Here is a 19,675-nt window from a genome sequence, read left to right as displayed (position 1 = left end):
GATCGGCGGTCCGACGGGCGGACGGTGGAGCCGCGACGAGGTGTGAGGCGGTCAGTCCTTCACGGCTCCGGCGGTCACACCGGCGGCGACGTAGCGCTGGGCGAGGACGAGGATGACCGCGGCCGGCAGCGAGGCCACGACGGCGGTGGCCATGATGGCGTTCCACTCCTGGTTGTTGTTGCCGATGTAGTGGTAGATGCCGAGGGTGATCGGCTCGTGCGCACCGCCGTTGACCAGCGTGCTGGCGAAGACGAAGTCCGACCAGGACCACAGGAAGGCGAACAGCGACACGGTGACGACGGCGTTGCGGCTCATCGGCAGGACGATCGACCAGAAGGTGCGCAACGGCCCGGCGCCGTCGGTCTTCGCGGCCTGGAGCAGTTCGCCGGGGATGCCGGACATGAACGCGGTGAAGATGAGGACCGCGAAGGGAACGGCCAGGGTGGAGTCGGCGACGATCAGGCCGGGGACCGTCTGGAGCAGGCCGAGCTGGAGGTAGATGGCGTAGAAGCCCATTGCCATGATGATGCCGGGGATCATCTGCGCGGCCAGCAGGACGAAGCTCAGGATGCCGCCGCCGCGGGGGCGCAGCTTGGCCAGCGCGTAGCCGGCCGGTGCGGCCAGGAGGACGGTCAGGACGACGGTGCCCAGGCCGATGACGAGGCTGGTGCCGAGGTAGGGCAACTGCTCGTCGAGGACGGTACGGTAGCCGGCCAGCGTGCCGTGGACGGGGAGCAGGTCCGGTGGGCTCTTGCGCATGTCCTGGTCGCGGGTCAGGGAGACGTTGATCATCCAGTAGACCGGGAAGAGCATGATCGCGGTCAGCAGCAGACCGACGGCCGTCTTGATCCACGTACGGCTGGTGCTTCGGTTCATGACAGCGCCTGCTTCCGCTGGACCCGGACGTAGACCAGCCCGAACGCCAGGGCGGCGACCACCAGGAGGTTCCCGACGGCCGCGCCCGGGCCGAAGGCGGGCAGGAGGTTGCCGAAGCCGAGCCGGTAGGACCAAGTGGCGAAGGTGGTGGAGGAGTCCGCCGGGCCTCCCTTGGTCATGATCCAGATGATGTCGAAGACCTTGAGCGTGTAGACCAGGCCCAGGAGCAGCGTGATCGCCGAGACCGGGCGGAGCAGCGGGAAGGTGATGCTCCAGAACCGGCGCCAGGCGCCCGCCCCGTCGAGGGCGGCGGCCTCGTACAGGCCGGCCGGGATCGACTGCAGGCCGCTGTGGAGGACCACCAGGTTGAAGGGGACGCCGATCCAGATGTTGGCGATGATCACCGAGGTCAGCGACCACGTCGGCGAGGTCAGCCAGTTCACCGGTCCGACGCCCAGGACATGCAGGGCCGCGTTGACGATTCCGGAGTCGCTGTTGAGCATCCACGACCAGGTGGACGCCGACACGATCAGGGGCAGCAGCCAGGGCACCAGGAACAGGGCACGCAGGGTCGCCGACAGCCGGAAGTGCTGGTTGAAGAAGACCGCGAGGGCCAGACCGATGGCGTACTGGAAGGCCAGGCACACGGCGGTGAACACCACGGTGTGCAGCAGGGCCGGGGCGAAGGTCGGGTCGTCGAAGACGGTCCGGTAGTTCTTCAGTCCCGTGAAGGGCGCGTTGCCCTGTACGAAGGAGCGGACCGTGTAGTTGCGGAGGCTGAGATCGATGTTGCGGTAGAGCGGATAGGCGTAGAAGAGGGCGAGATAGAGGGTCACCGGGGCGAGGAAGCCCCAGGCGGCCCATTGCGTGGAGGTGGGCCGACGCGGTGTCCTGGTGCGGGCCGGGGCCGGGGCGGCGGTGACCGCCCCGTTCCGGGCGCGCGCGGACCGGTGGTCCGGCAGCTGTGTCGTGTGGTTCATCCGAAATCCGGCGGATCGTGGCTACTTGGCGGCGGACTGCGCCGCGGCCAGCGCGTCCTTGGGCGACTTGGACCCGCTGAGGGCGGACTGGACGGCCTTCCACATCTGCTCGGAGATCTTCGGGTACTTGGTGCCGAGGTCGTCGCTGGTGCGTCCCTTGGCCGACTTGACCGCGTCGACCCACGGCTTCAGCTTCGCGTTCGCCGCCACCTGCTTTGCCTGCACCTCGCTGGTGGGCGCCACGTAGGACAGCGTGGTGTCGGTGTCGTACAGGTTCTGGGTGCTGGTGAGGCAGGCCGCCAGCTTCCCGGAGGTGGCGTAGCGGCCGGTGTCGCTCTGGACCGGGATGGTGACGAACTCGCCGCCGGTCGGGGCCGCGGCGGTGCCTCCCGAGGCGGCGGGAATGGGCAGCACCCCGTAGTCGAAGCCGGCCTTGTCGGCGTTCGCGAGCTGCCAGGTGCCGTTCTCCGCGAACGCGTAGTCACCGGTGGCGAACTCCTGCCAGCTGGTGGTCTGGGTGTTGTTGAGCACCGAGTTGGGTGCGTAGCCCTTCTTCAGCCAGTCCTTCCAGAGCGACAGGGCGGACACGCCCTGGGCGGAGTCGAGTTCGGTCAGCTTGGCGCCCGCGCCCCAGAACCACGGCAGGAACTGGAAGCTGCCCTCCTCCGTGCCGATCGCCGAGAAGGTGACACCCTTCTTGCCCGCCTTCTTGACCTTCTCCAGTGCCGCCGTCAGCGACGTCCAGTCCTTGACCGAGGCTATGTCGACCGCGGCCTCCTTCAGCACCTTCTTGTTGTAGTAGAGCGCGAGCGTGTTGGCGCCGATCGGTGTGCCGTACGTCTTCCCGCCCGACTGGCCGGCCGCGAGGAGGTTGGGGTCCACCTTCGAGGTGTCGAGCTTGTTGTCGTCGGTCGTGGTGAGCACGCCCGCCTCGGCCAGGGTCGACACCACCGGGTTGTCCACGATGAGGACGTCCGGTGAGTTGCCCTGCTGTGCCGCCAGCAGCGTCTTGTTCGCCAGGTCACTGGTGTCGAACCCGGTCCGCTTGATCTTCACGCCGGCCTGGGTGCCGCACTTGTCCAGCAGCTTGGTCCACGCCGAGCCGCCCGCGAACTGCGGGTACGGATCCCAGACGGTGTACGTGCCGCTGTCCGCGCCCTTGGTGCTGGTGCTGCCCGAGCCGGAGGAGCAGGCGGTGCCGACGAGGGCGACGGCTGTCGACAGGGCGGCGACGGCGAGGAGCCGTCGGGGGGAGCTGTGCATGGCGGGTCCTTCGTTTTGGGCACAGGGATGCCGTGGGAGGGGCGACGTGGGGGAAGCGGGCACGCCGAACGGCGGTGGGAGGCGGATGCCCGGTGTCGGGAGGAAGGAGGGAAGGAGGGTTGCGGTACGGCGGCCGTGAACCTGCGGTCAGGAGGCCCGGGCCGTGAGCGTGCGGTCAGGAGCCCCGGGCCTCGGCGGGGGGCGGAGCAGCGGCGGGCCCGGTGCTGGCCCGCAAGGAGATCGGGGGTGTGAGCAGGTGGTGCCGGGCGGGGGCGTCAGGGTGGTCGAGTCGTTCGACGAGCAGGTCGACGGCCAAGCGGCCCATTTCCGCTGCCGGTACGTCCGCCGCGGTGAGTTGCGGGGTGACCGTCTCCGCCCAGCGGCCGGCGGCGATTCCGGTGACGGAGAAGTCGCGCGGCACATGGCGGCCCGCCTGGGCGAGCCCCCGGTACAGGCCGCCCAGCGCGGCCTCGTTCAGCGTGACCAGGGCCGTGGTGGCCGGCTCCTCCTGGAGGATCTGCTCCAGGCATGCCTGGCCCGATGCGGCATCGTCCCCGCAGCAGTAGGTCCGTACCGTCAGCCCGCGCTCGGCCGCGGCCTTGGTGAACCCGTCGAGGCCCCGGTGTGCCGACTCGTACCCCGCCCGCAGGAGCTGTTCGGGACGGTTGACGAAGGCGACCCGGCGGTGGCCCAGGTCCGCCAGGTGGTGGACGCACGCTTCCGCCAGCGCGGTGTGGTCCAGGCCCACCCACCAGCCGCCCTCCGGACGGGCGGTACGGCCGATCGCGACGGAGGGGAAGTCCAGGGCGGCCAGGTGATCGACCCGGTCGTCCTCCAGCCTGATCTCCATCAGGATCGCCCCGTCGACCCGCCGCTCCCCCAGCAGCCGCTGGAACGAGCGGTCACTGTCCACGCCGCTCGGGGACAACAGCACGTCGTAGTCGTACGCCGCCGCGGCCTCCACCACACTGCCGATGAAATCCAGCTGCATCCCCGTGTAATGGTTCCCGGCCGGCGGGAAGACCAGGCCGATCGTGCTGGTCCGGCCGTTCGCCAGAGCCCGCGCGCTGGCGTTGGGCCGGTACCCCAACTCGTCGATCACCTGCTGGATCCTGCGGCGGGTCTCGTCCGACACGGGACGCTTCCCGCTCAGCGCGTAGGACACGGTGCTCCGCGAGACACCGGCCCGCCGGGCGATCTCACCGATGTTCACGGCGACTCCTTGCTCGAACCGGTTCGACACCCGTCGGAGTGAGCGGCTTCCGGTCGTCAGGGGACGGAATGAGGTACGAGGCGGGGACCGGCAGTCGAACCGGTTCGCGTGAAGTGAAGGTAGGAAGACGACGCACATCTGTCAACACTTCGGACACGGCACTTTCGCAGCCCGCCCGACTCCCGGAGATCGCCGCGTCGGAGGGATTGCTGGTCGTCTGTCCCGGTGCTAGCTTCGCCGAACCGGTTCGATGAAGTGATCAACCCGGCAACCTCGAGTCCGCCGGCTCCATAGCCCTGAAGCAAGGGTCGGCGTTCCCGGCTCCCGCACGAAGTTCCCCCGCTCCTTGACGCACGTGACGAACCAGTTCGACAGCCTGCTCACTCAAAGGATTGAGGACGCGATCGATGTCATCCGCTGACAGACCAGTCCGGCCCCGCCGGGCCCCGGCCGCCGTCGCCGTGGCCCTGGGCGCGGGCCTGCTGACCGCGCCGGCCGCCGCCGCACAGGCGGCGGACCCGCCCCGGCCCACCGCCCATTACAGCTTCGACCAGGACGACCTCGCCTCCGGAAAGATCACCGACAGCTCCGGCAACGGGCTCACGGCGAGCCTGGTGAACGGCTCCACCGCCCAGTCCGTCGCGGGCGCGGACGGTGGCAGCGCTCTGGCCCTGCCCGGCGGCGCGCCCGATTCCCAGGGCGCGTACGTCCGTCTGCCCCGCGAAGTGCTCGGGGACGCGGCCGACCTGACGGTCTCCGCCCGGGTGAAGTGGAGCGGTGACGACTCGTCCTGGCAAAGGATCTTCGACCTGGGCACGGACACCACGAAGTACCTCTTCACCACCCCGTCCAACAACGGCGGGGTACTGCGCACCGCCGTGACCACCGGGGGCGGCGGCGCGGAGGCTCAGGTGAGCGGCTACGCGGCGCTTCCCGCGGACCAGTGGCGAACCGTCACCGTCACCCTCGACAGCTCCGCCCAGCGCGTCACCACCTACCTCGACGGTGTCGCGGTCTCCTCCGCCGCGACCGGCGTGAAGGCCAAGGACCTGTTGGACGGTTCCGCCACGGCCGCCGGTTACATCGGCAAGTCCTTCTACCCCGATCCGCTGTTCAAGGGCGCGATCGACGACTTCAGCGTGTGGCACACCGCGCTCACCCCCGAGCAGGTGGCCGACACGGTCGGGCAGGTGCCCACCCTCCAGCAGCTCTCGCAGACGGCGTTCGAAGTCCGTACGACGACGGGGACCGCCCCGTCTCTCCCGGCCGCCGTCCGGTCCTCCTTCTCCGACGGGTACGACCGTGACACGCCGATCGCCTGGGACGCCGTTCCGTCCGAGAAGTACTCCCGGCCGGGGACCTTCACGGTTGCGGGAACGGCGTCCGGGCGCGCGGTGAAGGCAACCGTCACCGTCGTCCGCGAGGGACAGTTGGATGTCGACCTCGGCTCGGACACCGGCGCCTTCCACGGCGGCGCCTCCGGCACCCTCTACGGCGTGTACGGGCCGGACGTCCCCACCGACAACCTCATCGAGGGGATGGGTCTGCGTACGGTCTCCACGAAGGCGCAGGACGGCCCGCAGCATCCCGGCGCAGACGCGTTGGAGGTGGTCGGGCCGCTGGCCGACTCCACCGACGGTGACGTGTACATCTACATGACCGACATCCACCGCGGCTTCCCCTACGAGTGGCCGGGCGACACGCCCGAGGAGAAACTCAAGCTCTACGAGGAGAAGATCGCGAAGCAGGTCGACCAGGTCCTGCGGCTGCCGACGAAGTACCAGGACAACATCGTCTTCGTGCCGTTCAACGAGCCCGAGGGCAACATGTTCGGCACGGGCCAGTGGAGCTACGACAAGGTCAGCTGGCTCAACGACCCGCACGACTACTTCGCCGCCTGGGACGAGGTCTACAGGCTCATCAAGGGGAAGATGCCGAAGGCCCGCATCGCCGGCCCCAACACCAGCGTCCTCTACGACCAGGTGAAGGGCTTCCTCACCCATACCCTGGCCGTCGGCACCCTCCCCGACGTCATCACCTGGCACGAGCTGAGCCACCCCGAGGCGGTGCGCGCCAATGTCGCCAAGTACCGGGCGTGGGAGAAGGAACTGTTCAAGGGCACCAGTCGTGAGGGCACCCGACTCCCCATCAACATCAACGAGTACGCCTTCAACTACCACACCTCGGTACCGGGCGAGATGGTGCAGTGGGTCTCCGCGATCGAGGAGTCCAAGGTGGACGCCGACATCGCGTACTGGAACATCGACGGCAACCTCTCCGACTCCGCGGTGCAGTCGGGTCGAGGCAACGGCCAGTGGTGGCTGCTGCACTCGTACGCCTCGATGAGCGGACACACCGTGAAGGTGACACCGCCGTTCCCCGGCGAGAACTACACCATGCAGGGCGTCGCCACACTCGACAAGGACAAGCGGCAGGCGCGGCTGCTCTTCGGCGGATCCACCGGCAGCGGCCACATCACCTTCAGCGATGTCCCGAAGACGGTCTTCGGGGACCGCGTGCACGCCTGGGTCCGGGAGATCGAGTGGAGCGGGCAGATCGGCGACTCCTCAGGGCCGAAGCTGCTCACGGAGACGGACCTGAAGGTCGGTGACGACGGCAAGGTCGTCGTCGACTTCGGCGACGGCGCGCTGCCGAAGCTGAAGGAGTCCTCGGCGTACGAGATCGTCCTCAGCCCGGCCGGCGAGGCCAAGGGCACACAGTCTCCGCCCGTGCGCTGGCAGGCGTCGTACGAGGCGGAGGACGCCGCCCACACCGGGGCCGGCTACTCCAGGAACGGCCCGGAAGGGTCACCGCGCGACGTGTCGAAGTTCTACACCTCCGGGGGCTACGACGTGGGCGGTCTGCGCACGGGCTCCGACGTCACGCTCGGTTTCACCGTGGACGTGCCCGAGGACGGCACCTACGACCTGAGTGTCTTCGCCAACTCCCTCAACACCTTCGACAAGGTGAAGGAACAGGGCCCCACCAACGTCTTCCTGCGCGTGGACGGCAAGGCGGCCAGCGAGCAGGAGCTCTACCTGCCGCTCGGCTACAAGTGGGTGGTCTGGGACCACACCGACACCAAGATCCACCTCACCAAGGGCGAGCACACCCTCACGCTCGCCGCGAAGAGCCTCGACGGAAAGCGCGCCGCCAAGGGCGACGCCATCGTCGACCGCCTCACCCTCTCCCTGCCCGCGCCTTCGGCCGCGACCCAGGTGTACGAGGGCGAACTGGCCTGGCTGGGCGGCGGGGCACGGCCCGTCTACGACCTGTCCGCACACGCCGGAACCCCCGCCACCGGCTCGGGCGCGGCCCGGCTTCCGCGAGGCGCGACGGCCACGTTCTGGGTCTACTCCCCCGCCGACCGGGAAGCGACCCTCGGCGTCGACACTCTCGGCGCCGCGAACGCCCGGCTCTCCGTCAACGGACATGACGTCGCGCACGTGACCCGGGGCCGTGGAAGCGTGGCGGTCTCCCTCTCGGGCGGCATCAACAAGGTGACGCTCACCGGCGGTTCGTCCGCCACCCTCGTGGACCGCCTCACGGTCACGCCGACCGAGGGCCCCCTCACGGCGCGTACCTACGAGGCACAGGACGCGAGGCTCACGGGTTCCGCCACACTCACCCCGCTCTCCCTGGCCACCGACGGCACGGCGATCAGCGGCATCGGAGGCTACCCCGGCAACGGCAACACCGCGACCTTCACCGTCGACGCCGACCGAACCGGCCTCTACGCGCTGCGCATCCGCTACTCCAACCCCGAACAGTCCGAAGCCACCCACTACAACCCCGACCCGCTCGCCCGCCACGCCGACATCACCGTCAATGGCGGCGACATGCGACGCGTCAGCTTCCCCCACACCTTCCATCAGAACAACTTCTGGGAGCTGACCGTCCCGGTCCACCTCACGAAGGGACGGAACGCGATCACCTTCCGCTCCGAGGAACTGCCGAACTTCGACGGCACCACCTACGCCTCGGACACCTTCCCCGGCATCCTGCTCCGCTCGCGCTACGCACCGCTGATCGACCGGATCACCATCGCGCCCTACGCACGGGAGCTCCGATGAGGTGATCACCACCGGCGGCCGGCGGGCACGGAGCCGTGCAGCGAGTCACCGCCCCGCTCCGGCCGGCCCGCCGGTGCCGCAGACAGACGCTCGGCCCGCAGGCCGTGTCAGCGTCCTCCCCCGGCACTCGGCTGCCGGTGAGCCGATGGCGCAGGGGTCCACGTCACCGGCGGAGACCACTGTCTCGGGGACGCCCGGGAACGGGATGCGCACTCGCCAGCGCTTCCACGGCTGCCGCGACCTCATGAGGGCTGGAGATCATGGTCAGGTGGCGTGCTCGGGGAATGAGGGTGGGCGGTGGTGCGCCGATACGCCGGGCGGTCTCCTGCGGCGTCAGCTGGCTGAACACGTCGTCCTGCGCACCGAACACCACCGACTTGGGGATGCGGAGGGCGTCGAGACGGGCCACCTGGTCGGCGGGGAGGCCGGGCACCCCCTGGCCCAGCATGCTCCACAGAGCGGCCTCGGCGCCCGGCACCTCCAGCGGCCGACGCCACTGATCCAGTCCGGTGGCATCGAGGGGCGGGCAGGCCGGTCCGCACTGGGCGCCGTACACGGAGCGGATCAGCCAGTCGGCACCGAGACCGATGCGCAGCAGGCTGGTGCGGTAGGGCTCGATCAGCACGTACTTGAGGGCGGACGGTGCACCGGCGCCGGTGTCCAGGGCGTCCCCGTCGAGCAGCATCACACTCCCGATCCGCCCTGGGGCCCGCAGCGCCACCTCCGCGACGACTGCGGCCCCGCTGGAGTGACCCACCAGCAGGGGACGCTCGCCCGGGCCGCCGAGGTGCATGGCGCTGAGGAAGCCGAGCAGCTGCTGTGTGAAGTGGCCGACGGTGTACGGGCCGCGGCGTTCGCTGTAGCCGTCTCCGGTCAGATCCAGCGCGTAGACCCGGTGATCCCGCGCGAGGAGCGGTGCGAGTCGCGACCAGGTGTCCACCTGCTCGAAGGCACCGTGGACGAGGACGACGGGTGAGCCGGTCGTGCCCCACGTCTCATAACGGGTGCGGATATCGGCCGCCTGAACGTATCGCAGCCCCCCGGGAGGCTCAGCACGCCGTGAGGTGCACGCGTTGTAGATGAAGGAGGCCGTGGTGACGACCGCCAGCAGAACCGCACAGCCGAGCGCTGCCCGCCGCAGCCACCGCCTGGCCCTCGGGCGGCTCCGCGCGGGTATGTGGTGCGCGGCGTCGGAATCCGCCGACGGGGACTTCACTGGCCCGGCCTGGCGGTCGCCATCCACGTCGGTTTCCTTCCTGTCCTGGCCCGCGAACCCGACCGCTGTCGCGGTCACGGATGATGCGGAACGGCTGTCGCGGTCACGGATGAGCGGACGCGGTGAGAAACGCACACGCTTGTCGCCCCTGCCCACATGATCACCCCATGCTGGACCGAGAACATCCACCCAGAGGCGTCAGTACGCGTACTCCCGTGGGCGTAACTCCCCGCCCGGGCGACGCGGCGTGCCTCAGTCGGCGGCAGAGCGGACCCGCCGACGCGCGACCTCCTGTACGGCGAGTGGCTGCGCGCCGAGTACGAGGCCGGGGAGGTCCCCCGGCCGGAGCGGATGCCCAATGCGCCCCTGCTGATCACCATGGCGCTGGCCGGCGACCGCCCCCTCCCAGGCGGACGTCGGCGCGGTGCGTTTCGTAACGCGCCCGATTCACCGGTCATCCGATCGATCCCACCGGACTGCCGCACGCGCCATCCTCGCAGCATGACTGACACCCCCCGCCCCCATTCCACAGAACGCGAGCCCGGCCCCGAGCCGGCCGACGCACCGATCGGCGCGACCCGCAGGACCGTCATGGCCGCACTGGGCGGTGCGACCCTCGGAGCGGCCGCACTGGGTCTCACGGCCGCGCGGGCTACGGCAGCCGCAGACCGGAGCAACGTGGCCCCTTCCCCGGCCGGGCCCGCCGCCGCCTGTGTCCTCACGCCCGAGCAGACCGAGGGGCCCTATTACCTGGACCTGGAGACGGTCCGCAAGAACATCACCGAGGGCAAGCCCGGCGTGCCGCTCACCCTCCGCATCAAAGTGATCGACACCACGACCTGCTCCCCGCTGCCCGGCACGGCGGTCGACATTTGGCACTGCGACGCTCTCGGCGTCTACTCCGGATATGTGGCAGGCGGCTCCACCCCTGACACGACCTTCCTGCGCGGTGTGCAACTCACCGACTCCACCGGCGTCGCGGAATTCACCACCATCTACCCCGGCTGGTACGTCGGCCGTGCTCTACACATCCACGTCAAGACACATGTGGGCGGCACTGTCACCGGCGGCAGGTACCAGGGAGGCCATGTCTCCCACACCGGCCAGCTCTACTTCCCGGAAACGTACAACAGCAGGGTCGCCGCATTGACCCCCTACCGGAACAACACCGCCACCCGCACGCTCAACGCCAGGGACGGCATCTACCGCAACGGCGGATCCTCCACCTTGCTGACCCTCACGCAAACCGGCAGCGACCTCGGCAAGGGAGTGACCGGCACCGTAGTGCTCGGCGTCGAGCCTGACGCCGCGCCCTGACGCTCCCACCGGAGCGGTAGCCGGAGCGGTAGCCGGTCCGCCGGTCCGGTGCGGCGATGCCGGCTGCCGCCGCCGCGGCGGTCCGCCGCCCACGCCCGCCGCTCGGCGTCGCGTGCGGGCGTGGGAATGGGCGGCGCGGAATCGGGGATGACCGGAGCATGACATGTGAGGTGTGCGGCGCACCGCTGACCGGTCGACCGCTCGGCGGTCGGCCGGCTCGCTACTGCTCCGGCGCATGCAGGCAACGGGCGTTCAGGCAGCGCTCGGCCCGCCCGGATACCCGCGGGGCGCAGACGGGCGCGTCAGCGCCTACACGGAGCCCCGCCTCCCCGGCGGCCCAGGGCCGCGGTCTGCCACGCGCCCTCGACTCCTTCGTGGGCCGACGGGCGGAGCTGTCGCGGCTGCGCACCCTGCTGAGGACGTCACGGCTCCTGACCCTGACCGGCACCGGCGGCGTCGGCAAGACGCGGTTGGCTCTGGAGTTCGCCAAAGGCCTGCCCGGCCGCCACGGGCGGGTCGACCTGGTCGAACTCGCCGCGCTGCACGACGGCACCGCGCTCGCACAGTCCGTCGCCGCCGCGCTGGCCGTGGGGGAACGGGCGGGACGATCCGGTGTCGACGTCCTGGTCCACGCGATCGGCGACGCCCGTCGGTTGTTGATCCTGGACAACTGCGAGCACCTGGCCGATCCGTGCGCCCGGCTGATCGTGACCTTGCTGAGTCACTGCCCCCGGCTGCGGATCGTGGCCACCAGTCGAGAGGCGCTGCGGGTGCCCGGGGAGACCGTGCTCCGGGTCGGTGAGCTGTCCCTGCCGCCGGCCGATGCCGGGGACGACCCGGTGGACCTTCTGCGGGCGGACGCCGTCCGGCTGTTCGTCGAACGGGCTTCGAGCTGCTCACCGGGATTCACGCTTCATCGTGGAAACGGCCGGACGGTTGCCGAGATCTGCCGCAGACTGGACGGCCTGACGCTCGCCGTCGAGCTGGCGGCACGCCGGGCCGGAACGCTTCCGCTCAATGACATCCTGGCAGGACTGGACGACCAGATGTCCCAGCTGTCCCTCTTGACGGGCGGACACAGGACCGGGCCCGGGCGCCACAGCGAACTGGCCGCGGCAATCGACTGGAGCCACCGACTGCTCGATCCGGCCGAACAAGCGGTCTTCCGGCGTCTTGCGGTCTTCGTCGGCGGGTTCGACACGGCTGCGGCGCGGGCGGTCTGCGCCGGTGACGGCATCGCTCCGTCGCAGATACTCGGCATCCTGTGTGCCCTCGAAGCCAAGTCCCTGATCACGCGTCTGTCAGGAGACTCGCAGACCGCACGATTCAGACAGCTGAGCGCCATCCGCGCGTACGCCCTGGAGTGCCTGCACGCATCCGGCGAGCTGCACGTCACCAGGCACCGGGTCCTCGAATGGCTGAACGGGCTGGCAGACCGGGCCGGTGACGAGGTGTTCCCCGACCAGGCCGGCAGCCCGCTGGCCGTGGAGCGGGACAATCTCGCGGCGGCCTTGGCCGGCACCACCGTCCGCGTCCGTACCTCGCACCCAGGGCTGGAGCTCGAACTGGCGCGTGTGCACTACCAGCAGGAACAGCCGTCAGCCGCACGCGCTCTGCTGACGGGGCTGCTGCGGGAAACCGGCGGCCGAGCGCTGGGCGGTGCGGTACCGGCGCTTGCCGCGCGCGTGGCCTGCCAGCGGGCCGACCTGGCACAGGCGCTGCGCCTCGGCGAGCAGGCGGTGGCCATGGAGCGCACGCGCAACCACCCCGCCGGACTTGCCAACGCCTTGGACGCGCGGGCCGCGGCGCTGCTGTGCCGAGGGGAGTTCGCCGCGGCCGTCGCGGATCTGCGCGAGGGCCTTGATCTCGTAGCCACGCTGGGCAGACCCCAGGACACCGCGTGGTGCACCCATCACCTGGCGTGGGCTCTGCTGCAAGCGGGCGGGGAACTGGAGGCCGACATACTCATGTCCCGTTGCCTGCCCGTGCTCAGGGAGCACGCCCCCTGGAGCCGGGTGGCGGCCGCTCTACACACGGCGGGCGCCGTGCGGCTGGCTCTGGGTCATCTGGAGAGTGCCGAAGCGCTGTTCGCCGACGTGCTGCGAATCGTCCCCGAAGCGGGTTTTCACGCGCTCTACCCGGTGGAGGGCCTGGCTCTCGTGGCCGCCGAAAGCGGTGACATGCGGCGAGCCCTCCTGCTGTACGAGGCGAGCGCGCAGGCACGCAGCCGACTCGACACCGTGCCCGAGGATCCATGGCGACGCAGGGTGGAAGGAACGGTGGCTCGTGCCAGGACAGAGCTCCCGGCAGCTGCTCGGGAGGCTGCCGTCAGCGGCGGCCGCCGACTGCGCGGGGATCGGCTCGTCGCGTACGCGCTGCAGACGAGGAGCCAGGACCACCGAGCGACGACCGACGCCGTAGAGGCCGTCGACGACCTGTCCACGCTCACCGGAAGGGAGTTCATGGTGGCCGAACTCGTCGCCGACGGGCTGACCAACCGGCAGATCGCGGAACGGCTCGGGCTTTCGACGCATACGGTTGCCACGCACCTGGACAAGGTACGCGACAAACTGGGCATGCGGTCGCGCACGCAGATCGCCTTATGGGTGGCCGCCCGCACCAGGGCCGGGCACACATCCGGGTGACGCGTCGCCGACTCCTCACCTCCGTGGCGCTGTCCCCAGGCGGTGGCCGAGAAAGGCCTCATACTGGCGGAAGATACAGGTGCCGACGTGCTCGTCGGACTCCCGACCTACGCCGTGGCCCCGTCGTGCGCCGCCTTGCGGATCAGATCGAGGACGGCTGGGGCCGGGAGAGCCGGCCCGAGCCACTCGCCTCGGCCGTCAGTCCTTGCAGACGACGACCACCTCGTCCTCGACCGACCAGTGGCGTCGCTCGGATTTGGGCGGGTTGATCCGCACGCCGAAGCCCGAGCTCGTCGAGGAGTCGTCGTTGCTTCGGTAGCCGATGGCGCATTCGCCGCGATGAAGCGCCGCGGCCACGACCGTGGCGAAGGACGTCTCACGCCCTGGCAACACGTATTGGGTGGCCGGCCGCAGGCGAACCCCCGTGCCGTCCGCGGAGAACAGTTCCTCGAACACCGCCGCCAAGTGCCGGTTCTGGGAGATCTGTGCCATGAGCAGGCCGATGAGCTTACCGCTGATGATCACGTCGGCTCCGGGGCTGATGGGGGCCAGCGCCCGGTTGCGGTCGTCGATCAGTTCGGTGACGACCGGCAGCTCGCGTCCCGTGGCTTCCTCGAGTTGGCGCAGAAGAAGGAGGGTGACGAGCGTGCGGTTGTCGGGGTCGTCCGGCGGTTGTCCGGGAGCGGGGTCCTGGCCGAGCACGATGACACTGTCATAGGAGGGAACGTCCAGACAACGCAGGGTCTCGGGACGGGTGATGTCCCCATGGTGCAGTGTCAGGGTCAGGTCGGTGCCGCTGCGCGTGTCCGCCTCGCTCACCTGCCGGATCGTCGCTTCGCCTTCGTTCGCCACCACGTCGACGGCTGATCCGGGGCGGGCGCGGCGGCGCAGCTGCTCCACCACGAGCGGCGCCCGGCGATTCCAGCCCAGCAGGAGCACCCGCTCCGGTCGCGCGGGCGTGGCAGGGCCGGACGCCATCGCCGCCTTCTCGACCAACGCTGCACAGTCGTCCAGGAAGGCCGTGTCGTCGTCACGGGAGATGACGATGAGCAGGTCGTCGGGAGCCATGGACGTCTGCGGTGGCGGATTGAGCAGAGGGGTGTCTCCTCGCATGATGCCGACGACGCTGGACGTCGGGTAGGACAGCAGAGCGTCCCCGAACGGACGGCCGGCCAGGGCCGGCTCCTTGATCAGGTAGAACTCGTCGCCGGCGAAGTCGAGGAGTTCCTGGTGGACGAGGGCGAGCCCGGGGCGGCGGGCGGCCTGGACGATCAGGCGGGCCGCGACGGTGTCGCTCTCCAGGACGACGCCGCCCGGTCCCACGGCGAGACAGGCGGCCAGACGGTACCGGTCGTCCCGGACGGCGGCGACGACGGGCGGACGCATCTTCTCCCCGGCCAGGGCCGCCCTGAGCGCCAGCAGCGTCTTGACCACCTCGGCGTCGGCGTCGGGCTCGTCCTGGGGCAGGACGAGCACGACACCGGCCGTGGCCGGGCTGGTGAGCGTGAGCACGGCCGGGTCGGTGGTGGGGCCGCTGCGGCAGATCAGCCGCGTACGGCCGACGGGACCCACCTTCGCGCTCAGGGCCTCCTCCATGGCGCTCTTGTCCCGGTCGGCCAACACGGCCACCGCCGCGCCCCGTTGGTTGGCGCCCGCGGCCACCAACTCGCTCACCACCGTGAAGACCTGCTCCGACCACCCGAGGACCACGGCGTGCCCTTTTTCCAGCACGGTGGAACGGCCTCGCCGCAACGCGGTGAGCCGCTCCGTGAGCGCCGTCGTGATCAGGCCCACGAGCGTCGAGACGTACAGCAGGGCGACCAGTGCGAGCAGGACCGACATCGCCACCCGCAGCGGCGCGCCCGTCGCGCCTCCCAGCCGCAGGGTGTCTCCGGTGAGGTGCCACACCTGCGCCAGGCGACCCGTCAGGGACCCCGGCGCGTCGGGATCGGTCCACACCAGTACCGCACTTGCCGGGACGACGACGACCAGACACACGAGCGCCATCCAGCCGACGAGAGCGGAGGCGCCACGGGCCAATGTCGTGTCGAACCAGTAACGGGCTCTGTCACCGAACCGAGTCCGCCGCTGCGCCACCCTTCCCCCCTCCGTCGCCCCGCACTCCGCGCGGCCGGCGCGCACGGAGTGGGTACGTCTGTGGCAGTGTGGGGGATCCAACGCGGCGGCCAAGAAGGTTCGCGCGGCATTCATCCCTTCGGGTTTCCGGAGCCACCCACATCAGCGAACCTGCTGTGACGTCAGGGTTTGTCGCCGTCTTCGCTCCTTCGAGTCAACGCCGGAGCGAAGGTCGGGTGCCCGGCGACGGACGCCATTACAAAGGCCGCCATGACTGAAGATCACTTGGTGGCGCGCTCGAACGTCGGGTTCTCCCGCAGGAGTTTCGCGACGGCGGCCGGCACGGCCACGGTGGCGACCGCCCTGACCGGCGGTGTCGCCGCGGCTCTGCCCGCACCGGCCGCCCCGAGCGACAGCCGTGGCACCGACTTCGACCGGTGCCTCGCCGTCGCTCGCGCACTGCTCGTACTGGACTCCGACGACCGCTCCCTCGTCCCGCGCTACCAGCGCGTTCTCCAGGAAGGACTTCCGGCTCAGCGACGGACACGCCCGAAGAACGTCCTGGTCATCGGCGCCGGTCCGGCCGGTCTTGTGGCTGCCTGGCTGCTGAAGAGGGCGGGGCATCGGGTGACGCTGCTGGAGGCCAACGGCAACCGCGCGGGCGGACGCATCAAGACCTTCCGGGCCGGCGGCCACGAACACGCCGAGCAACCCTTCACCGATCCCCGCCAGTACGCCGAAGCGGGTGCGATGCGCATCCCCGGCAGTCATCCCCTGGTCATGGAACTGATCGACCAGTTCGGCCTGAAGAAGCGGCCCTTCCACTACGTGGACGTCGACCACGAGGGACGTCCCGCGGGCCGCACCTGGATCCACGTCAACGGCATCCGCATGCGGCGCGCCGACTACGCCCGCGCGCCCCGGCGCATCAACCGGTCCTTCGGCGTCCCCCGGGCCCACTGGGACATCCCCGCCGCCACCATCCTGCGCTCCGCACTGGACCCGGTGCGCGACGAGTTCAGTCAGGTCGACCGCGACGGCAAGCGGGTCGACAAGCCGCTTCCGGAGCGGCTGCGGGGCTGGGCCCGCGTGGTGCAGCGGTTCGGTGACTGGTCGATGTTCCGCTTCCTCACCGAGCACGCCGGCCTCGACGAGCGGACCATCGACCTGATCGGCACCCTGGAGAATCTCACCTCACGCCTTCCCCTGTCCTTCATCCACAGCTTCATCGGCTCCTCCCTCATCAGCCCCGACACGCCCTTCTACGAGCTGGAGGGCGGCACGGCCGTACTGCCGGACGCCCTCCTGGAACGGGTACGCAAGGACGTCCGGTTCGACCGCCGTGTCACGCGGATCGAGTACCACCACCCCGACCGCCCCTCGCCGGACACCGAGCACGTCCGGAGCAAGGGTCCGCACGTCTGGGTGGACACCGTGTCCGAGGGCCGTGACGGTCCCGTCGTGCGCGAGCAGTTCACCGCGGACGTCGCCGTGGTCACGGTGCCGTTCTCCGGACTGCGCCACGTGCAGATCGACCCGCCCATGTCGTACGGCAAGCGCCGCGCGGTCTGCGAACTGCACTACGACAGCGCGACCAAGGTGCTGCTGGAGTTCAGCCGCCGCTGGTGGGAGTTCGACGAGGCCGACTGGAAGCGCGAGCTCAACGCCGTCGACCCCGGCCTGTACGACGCCTACCGCACCGGCCGCGCCGCCGCGGACGGCAGCCTCCTCGGCGCCCATCCCTCCGTGCCCGCCGGGCACATCACAGCGGGACAGCGGACCCACTACGCCGCCAACCGTGCGATCGCCCGGGACCAGCCGGAGGCGGTCGACGTCGTGGGTGGCGGCTCGGTGTCGGACAACGCCAACCGGTTCATGTTCCATCCCTCCCATCCGGTCCCGGGCAGCGCCGGGGGTGTGGTCCTGGCCTCCTACAGCTGGGCGGACGACGCGCTGCGCTGGGACTCCCTGGACGACGATGCCCGGTATCCACACGCCCTGTGCGGCCTCCAGCAGGTCTACGGGCAGCGCATCGAGGTCTTCTACACCGGTGCGGGCCGCACGCAGAGCTGGCTGCGCGACCCCTACGCCTACGGGGAGGCGTCCGTGCTCCTGCCCGGCCAGCACACGGAGTTGCTGACCGCCATCCCCGAGCCTGAAGGACCGTTGCACTTCGCCGGGGACCATACGTCCGTCAAGCCGGCCTGGATCGAGGGAGCCGTGGAGTCCGCCGTGCGGGCCTCCTTGGAGATCCACACCGCGTGAGCCCCGCGACCCGCTGAGCCCCGGCGCGGGTGCGGGCCCCGGCGCACCCGCGCCGGGGCCCTCGGCTCTCGCGCTCCGACTCCCTTGCGTTCCCTTCCGGCGGTACGTCGGTGCCTCAGAGGACGTTGACGGCGCTCCAGGCCGCGGCCACGGTGGCGTACTCGGGGCCGGTGGCACCGTACAGGTCCTTCGCCGCGTTCAAAGTCGCCGTGCGGGCGCCCTTGTAGTCCGTGGTGGAGGTCATGTAGACGGTCAGCGCCCGGTACCAGATGGCCGAGGCCTTCTGGTTGCCGATGCCGGTGACGGTGGAGCCGTTGCAGGTGGGGCTGTTGTAGGAGACGCCGTTGATGGTCTTGGCGCCGCTGCCCTCGCTCGCGAGGTAGAACCAGTGGTTGCCGACGCCCGAGGAGTAGTGCACGTCGAGGCGGCCGACCGACTTCGACCAGCAGTCGGCGGAGCGGCCGTCCAGGGACGGCTTGTCGAAGCGGCGCAGCCACGGCGGGGTGGACTGGTCGCTGAAGAGGTAGTCGGGGGTGTCGACCGGGTTCTTGGCGTACCACTCGACCATGGTGCCGAGGATGTCGCTGGTGGCCTCGTTCAGGCCGCCGGACTCAGCGCTGTAGCGCAGGTTCGCGGTGGCCGAGGTGACGCCGTGGGTCATCTCGTGGCCCATGGTGTCCAGGTCGACCTGCTCCGGGTCGGTGGTGCCGTTGCCGTCGCCGGTCATCATGCAGAAGCAGGAGTCCGACCACTGGGCGTTGTCCCAGTTGGTGCCGACGTGGACGAAGACGGTGGCGCCGCGGCCGTCGTTCTTGATGCCGTTGCGGCCGAAGGTCGTCCTGTAGTAGTCGTACGTCTCGGCGGTGTTGACGTGCGCGTCGACGGCGGCGGTGGCGCGGTCGGTGGAGAACTTCTTGCCGTCCCCCCAGATGTTGTCGGCGTCGGTGAACAGGGTGCCGGAGGAGCTCTTCAGGGACGAGGACGAGAGGTTGTGCGCGTCCTTGGTGATGTGGCCGCGCACCGGGTCGATCAGGGCGAAGGTGCCGTCGGCCTGCTGCGTGGTGTCGATGCTGACATCGCCGGTGTACTCGGAGTGGCCGGTTCCGGTCGCCTCGCGCTCGGCGTCGTAGTTCTCGATCGCCGCGCCGGTGGTGGCGTCGGTCACGAAGACCTCGCCGTGCGGCTGGCCCTTGTCGCCCAGGCCCTGGACGGTGGTGCGCCAGGCCAGACGCGGCGTGCCGTCGGCGGCCCACACGATCAGCTCGGGAGTGGACTTGGCTTGCCGCACCAACCCGTGCGAGCGCTTCAGCGCGCCGGCCGCCGTGCCCCTGGCGTCGACGGCGGGAGTGACGGACCTGAGCACCACCTCGCGGGCCTTGGCGCGGGTGGAGCCCTTGAACGAGCCGTCGCCCTTCTGGTGGACGACGAAGTCGCCGCCGACGACGGGGAGGCCGCGGTAGGTCCGCTCGAAGCGGACGTGTTGGGTGCCGTCGGCGTCGATCACGACGTCCTTCGCCCGGAGCGTCTGGCCCGCACCGAAGCCGAAGGTGTCGGCGTGCCGGGTCACGTTCGCCTTGGCCTGGGATATCGCCGTGTCGCGGACGGAGGTGCCGCGCTGCGCTGCTTGAGGCTGCGAGTGCGCAGGTACGGCCATAGCGCCGGTGGTGATCACGCCGGCGGCGACTATCGCGGAAAGGGCAAGAAGGGGACGGGACATGACGGGGTGATTCCTTCGCTCGTCGTGGGGTGAC

The 19,675-nt window shown here is 70.1% G+C and carries 11 protein-coding genes; 4 read left to right on the top strand and 7 right to left on the bottom strand.

Annotated features, from left to right (window positions below; translation table 11 throughout):
- Positions 1–51: 51 nt before the first annotated feature.
- The 4 genes from N8I84_RS36315 to N8I84_RS36300 all read right to left on the bottom strand — a co-directional run bounded on the left by N8I84_RS36315 (position 52) and on the right by N8I84_RS36300 (position 4,332).
- Positions 52–876, bottom strand: coding sequence for a carbohydrate ABC transporter permease (locus N8I84_RS36315; RefSeq protein WP_263233721.1), 825 nt, complete (start codon positions 874–876; stop codon positions 52–54).
- On the bottom strand, positions 873–1,856 hold the full coding sequence (locus N8I84_RS36310) for a carbohydrate ABC transporter permease (protein ID WP_263233719.1): 984 nt from the start codon (positions 1,854–1,856) through the stop codon (positions 873–875). Before N8I84_RS36310 ends, N8I84_RS36315 begins: the two co-directional genes overlap by 4 nt.
- 21 nt (positions 1,857–1,877) lie before the next feature.
- Positions 1,878–3,119, bottom strand: coding sequence for a sugar ABC transporter substrate-binding protein (locus N8I84_RS36305; RefSeq protein WP_263233717.1), 1,242 nt, complete (start codon positions 3,117–3,119; stop codon positions 1,878–1,880).
- 175 nt (positions 3,120–3,294) lie between these two features.
- Positions 3,295–4,332, bottom strand: a complete 1,038-nt coding sequence (locus N8I84_RS36300) for a LacI family DNA-binding transcriptional regulator (protein WP_263233716.1) — start codon at positions 4,330–4,332, stop codon at positions 3,295–3,297.
- A 407-nt stretch (positions 4,333–4,739) separates the two neighbouring features.
- Between N8I84_RS36300 and N8I84_RS36295 the strand changes: the two genes are divergently transcribed.
- Entirely contained in the window at positions 4,740–8,405 is a 3,666-nt protein-coding gene (locus N8I84_RS36295; protein WP_263233714.1) for a LamG-like jellyroll fold domain-containing protein, read from the top strand.
- A gap of 163 nt (positions 8,406–8,568) precedes the next feature.
- On the opposite strand, the gene N8I84_RS36290 is transcribed toward N8I84_RS36295, so the two are convergent.
- On the bottom strand, positions 8,569–9,648 hold the full coding sequence (locus tag N8I84_RS36290) for an alpha/beta fold hydrolase (RefSeq protein WP_263233712.1): 1,080 nt from the start codon (positions 9,646–9,648) through the stop codon (positions 8,569–8,571).
- 474 nt (positions 9,649–10,122) lie between these two features.
- Here N8I84_RS36290 and N8I84_RS36285 point away from each other — a divergent pair, with 474 nt between their 5' ends.
- Together N8I84_RS36285 and N8I84_RS36280 are read left to right on the top strand one after the other, a co-directional pair.
- Positions 10,123–10,938, top strand: coding sequence for an intradiol ring-cleavage dioxygenase (locus tag N8I84_RS36285; RefSeq protein WP_263233710.1), 816 nt, complete (start codon positions 10,123–10,125; stop codon positions 10,936–10,938).
- A gap of 374 nt (positions 10,939–11,312) precedes the next feature.
- Positions 11,313–13,583: an ATP-binding protein gene (locus N8I84_RS36280; protein ID WP_263233708.1), complete on the top strand. Its 2,271-nt coding sequence runs from the start codon at positions 11,313–11,315 to the stop codon at positions 13,581–13,583.
- A gap of 198 nt (positions 13,584–13,781) precedes the next feature.
- Here the strand turns inward: N8I84_RS36280 and N8I84_RS36275 are convergent, their stop codons facing one another.
- The gene (locus tag N8I84_RS36275) at positions 13,782–15,680 is read right to left on the bottom strand and encodes a CASTOR/POLLUX-related putative ion channel (RefSeq protein WP_263233706.1); all 1,899 of its coding nucleotides are present in this window, start codon (positions 15,678–15,680) and stop codon (positions 13,782–13,784) included.
- A 249-nt stretch (positions 15,681–15,929) separates the two neighbouring features.
- Here N8I84_RS36275 and N8I84_RS36270 point away from each other — a divergent pair, with 249 nt between their 5' ends.
- The gene (locus tag N8I84_RS36270) at positions 15,930–17,924 is read left to right on the top strand and encodes a flavin monoamine oxidase family protein (RefSeq protein ID WP_263233704.1); all 1,995 of its coding nucleotides are present in this window, start codon (positions 15,930–15,932) and stop codon (positions 17,922–17,924) included.
- Positions 17,925–18,039: 115 nt separating this feature from the next.
- Here N8I84_RS36270 and N8I84_RS36265 read toward each other — a convergent pair whose 3' ends face one another.
- Positions 18,040–19,641 (bottom strand): M4 family metallopeptidase, encoded by a 1,602-nt coding sequence (locus tag N8I84_RS36265; RefSeq protein ID WP_263233702.1) that lies wholly within the window; start codon positions 19,639–19,641, stop codon positions 18,040–18,042.
- Positions 19,642–19,675: the final 34 nt, after the last annotated feature.

Source organism: Streptomyces cynarae, assembly GCF_025642135.1.
GTDB lineage: Bacteria > Actinomycetota > Actinomycetes > Streptomycetales > Streptomycetaceae > Streptomyces > Streptomyces cynarae.
This window is presented reverse-complemented; position numbering and strand designations above follow the sequence as displayed.

Bases quoted from the DNA above. Each gene is read 5' to 3' on its own strand.
- N8I84_RS36315 (WP_263233721.1), bottom strand. From the start codon at position 876: ATGAACCGAAGCACCAGCCGTACGTGGATCAAGACGGCCGTCGGTCTG.
- N8I84_RS36310 (WP_263233719.1), bottom strand. From the start codon at position 1,856: ATGAACCACACGACACAGCTGCCGGACCACCGGTCCGCGCGCGCCCGG.
- N8I84_RS36305 (WP_263233717.1), bottom strand. From the start codon at position 3,119: ATGCACAGCTCCCCCCGACGGCTCCTCGCCGTCGCCGCCCTGTCGACA.
- N8I84_RS36295 (WP_263233714.1), top strand. From the start codon at position 4,740: ATGTCATCCGCTGACAGACCAGTCCGGCCCCGCCGGGCCCCGGCCGCC.
- N8I84_RS36285 (WP_263233710.1), top strand. From the start codon at position 10,123: ATGACTGACACCCCCCGCCCCCATTCCACAGAACGCGAGCCCGGCCCC.
- N8I84_RS36270 (WP_263233704.1), top strand. From the start codon at position 15,930: ATGACTGAAGATCACTTGGTGGCGCGCTCGAACGTCGGGTTCTCCCGC.
- N8I84_RS36265 (WP_263233702.1), bottom strand. From the start codon at position 19,641: ATGTCCCGTCCCCTTCTTGCCCTTTCCGCGATAGTCGCCGCCGGCGTG.